This window comes from Moorena sp. SIO3B2 (assembly GCF_010692525.1).
In the GTDB taxonomy this organism is placed as follows: domain Bacteria; phylum Cyanobacteriota; class Cyanobacteriia; order Cyanobacteriales; family Coleofasciculaceae; genus Moorena; species Moorena producens.
The window spans coordinates 1-3148 of record NZ_JAAHHE010000560.1 but is presented as its reverse complement, the minus strand read 5'-3'; the positions used below and the strand labels follow the sequence as shown (position 1 = coordinate 3148).

The following is a 3148-nucleotide window of genomic DNA, read 5'->3' as shown; positions in this document are numbered from 1 at the left end:
CCGCTGAAGTTTTGTGGCACATTAAACAGCATACCAAGTTAATTGCCTGGTTGAATCCCGTTCCCTCTGAACGCTGGCAGGGAAGCACTGCCCAATTTATCGCTCATTTAGTACCAATGTACCCCCTCGATCCTCATGGGTTAAATCAAGCGATCGCACAGATTCGTTAAGATCTATGACAACTTCCTCATCTGACCAATTAACGGGAGAATTAGCCAAACAACAAATTGAACGGTTTGTGGCCAGGTTTGAACCTAACTATCGATATCTAGCTTGTCATTGTGCCTTGCCCTTGGTCTTGACTCCGGAATTGGTGAATTATATCCGAGTGCAATTTTTACTGAACGAGGAAGTGCCTTGGATAGCAGAAGCGGATTTACTGTTATCGGAGTTATGCCGTCCAGTTGGTTATGAATTATATGCCATGACTCCGGCGGTACGGTCTAATTTATTGGCACAATTTGAAACACCAGAATTTCAGCATAAATTTGGCACAAATCGCCTCAAATCCGTCGCCCAATTGCTGATGGACTACGTGACTTATTTAATGGGAACCCATCCCCCTAGCCGACAGGGAGAATTCCAGGCACAACAATGGGCAGCCATGGTGTATTTAGATCAACATCGCACTCAAGCAGAAGAAGAGATTGCCACAGCCCTACAAGGATTGGTTAACCGAGGAAAAAATGGACAGGCAGAATTAGCCCGATTACAGCGTTTAATTCAAGAATTTAGACCCCAGTTGAGTCAATATGACCGATTAATGAAATTTGCTCAATCCCTCGGAATCTGGCTCAAAGATCAAATTCCCCCTGATGCTGGTCAATCCTATGGTGTTCATGGGGTAAACCTTAGCCTTAATCAAGTCACTCAGCTTGAAGGTTTTCCACCTTTGCAAACCTTTGAATGTGAGGTGGTAACCATTGGGCTGGGAGCAGGGACAGAGATTAACGCTAGACTTTTCCTTTCTTCAGGGGAACGGATATCAATAGATCTTGTGCTAGAACGTTTTACGTTTGAAGTGGCAACTATTGAGTTGAAACCAACACGCCGGTTGAGAACAGAAACAGAACTAATTATCAACCGTCATCAGCATGGAGCTTATGGTTTTACCGAAGACTTAGGGAATGGAGTTGAGCTAGAGATGGTTGGCATTCGTGAAGGGAGCTTTATCATGGGTTCTCCAGAAACCGAAGAGGGGCATAGCAAAAGTGAAAGTCCCCAGCATCAAGTCACCGTTAAATCCTTCTTGATGGGTAAATACCCAGTTACCCAAGCCCAATGGCAAGCTGTGGCCGCCCTACCCGAAGTCAAAACAGAACTTGAACCCGATCCATCCTATTTTAAAGGGGAAAACCGACCTGTAGAGAGAGTCTCTTGGTATGATGCGGTGGAATTTTGTGAGCGACTTTCCCAGTATACGAAACGCCAGTATCGCTTGCCCAGTGAAGCCGAGTGGGAGTATGCTTGTCGAGCAGGTACAACGACTCCGTTTCATTTTGGTGAGACAATTACAACCGACCTAGCTAACTATGATGGCAACTATACTTATGGCTCTGGTTCCAAAGGCAAATATCTTGAGGAAACAACCCCAGTGGGGAGTTTTAGGGTAGCCAATGAGTTTGGACTCTACGATATGCATGGAAATGTGTGGGAGTGGTGTGCAGACCATTGGCACTCAAACTATGAAGATGCACCAACTGATGGTAGTGCCTGGGAAGATGAGTCTAACAATAATAACGATAATGATAATCTATCCCGGCTGTTGCGGGGCGGTTCTTGGCGCAGCGACCCTGGATTCTGCCGTTCTGGGTCTCGCCCCTTCTATAATCCGCTCCTCAGGCGCAGCGGCAGCAAGTTTGGTTTTCGTGTGGTGTGTGGGTGTGCGTGGACTCTTTAGCCCTTTACCCTTTTGCCCTTTTGCCCTTTACCCTGTTTTTTTTATTCTTGTGGAACAGGCTTCTAGCCTGTTGCGGGCATAGCTTGCCTGTGTCAAGCTCAATCAACTAATAATATTGGTCACTGGCAAGATCTAATAATATTGGTCACTGGCAAGATGCCAGTTCTACAACTAATAATAATATCACGCGGCAAGATGCCAGTTCTACCGGTAGAAATCTGTTGTATAAGCATCTCTTGTAGAACAGGCTTCCAGCCTGTGATGCATAATCATCTTGATTACTGGCAAGATCTAATAATATTGGTCACTGGCAAGATGCCAGTTCTACACAAGATGCCAGTTTTACATCAGTAAAACCAAACAATGGTGATGGCAGAAACAAGTAAAGAAGAACAGCAATCAGAACTTAATATCAAACGCCATCGGCGACAAATTCAGTACTTCACTGAAGACTTGGGAAATGGTATCACCTTGGACATGGTTGCCATCCCCGGTGGCACTTTCGAGATGGGTTCCCCAGAAACCGAAGAGGGGCATACAGACACAGAAAGTCCACAGCATCAAGTCACGGTTAAATCCTTCTTCATGGGTAAATACCCAGTTACCCAAGCCCAATGGCAAGCGGTGGCCGCCCTACTCCAAGTCAAAAGAGAACTTGAACCCAATCCATCCTATTTTAAAGGGAAAGACCGACCTGTAGATACAGTCTCTTGGTCTGATGCGGTAGAGTTTTGTGAGCGGCTGTCCGAGTATACCAAACGCCCTTATCGCTTGCCCAGTGAAGCCCAGTGGGAGTACGCCTGTAGAGCTGGAACAACCACCCCGTTTCATTTTGGAGAGACGATTACTACAGAGTTTGCTAATTACAATGGAACAGATGATCAACACGGTGGTTGGAAAGGGTCTTATGGTAATGGGCCATCAGGGATTTATCGTAGAGAAACCACCCCAGTGGGTAGTTTTGGGGTAGGCAATGATTTTGGACTCTACGATATGCATGGGAATGTGTGGGAGTGGTGTGCAGACCATTGGCACTCAAACTATAAAGGTGCGCCGACAGATGGCACTGCCTGGCAAGATGAACCGGATAGCCATAATGAAAATGATAATAAATATCGGGGGTGGCGGGGTGGTTCCTGCTACACCTTGCCTAAAAACTGCCGTTCTGGGTCTCGCGGCGTCTTTAATCCGGCCTTGAGGCACCTCGTCGGCAATATTGGTTTTCGTGTGGTGTGTGCCCAGGAGTGG

2 protein-coding genes are annotated in these 3148 nt (G+C 46.5%); both read left to right on the top strand.

From position 1 onward, the window contains the following. Positions 1–175 precede the first annotated feature (175 nt). Positions 176–1900 carry a formylglycine-generating enzyme family protein gene (locus F6K38_RS37955; RefSeq protein WP_008189877.1) on the top strand — a complete coding sequence of 575 codons (1725 nt, stop codon included), beginning with the start codon at positions 176–178 and terminating at the stop codon, positions 1898–1900. A 363-nt stretch (positions 1901–2263) separates the two neighbouring features. Then, positions 2264–3148: SUMF1/EgtB/PvdO family nonheme iron enzyme (locus F6K38_RS37950; RefSeq protein WP_287360130.1), on the top strand; the 885-nt coding region annotated here is incomplete at its 3' end.

Excerpts from the sequence above, each read along its gene's own strand:
- F6K38_RS37955 (WP_008189877.1), top strand. The coding sequence starts at position 176 with ATGACAACTTCCTCATCTGACCAATTAACGGGAGAATTAGCCAAACAA.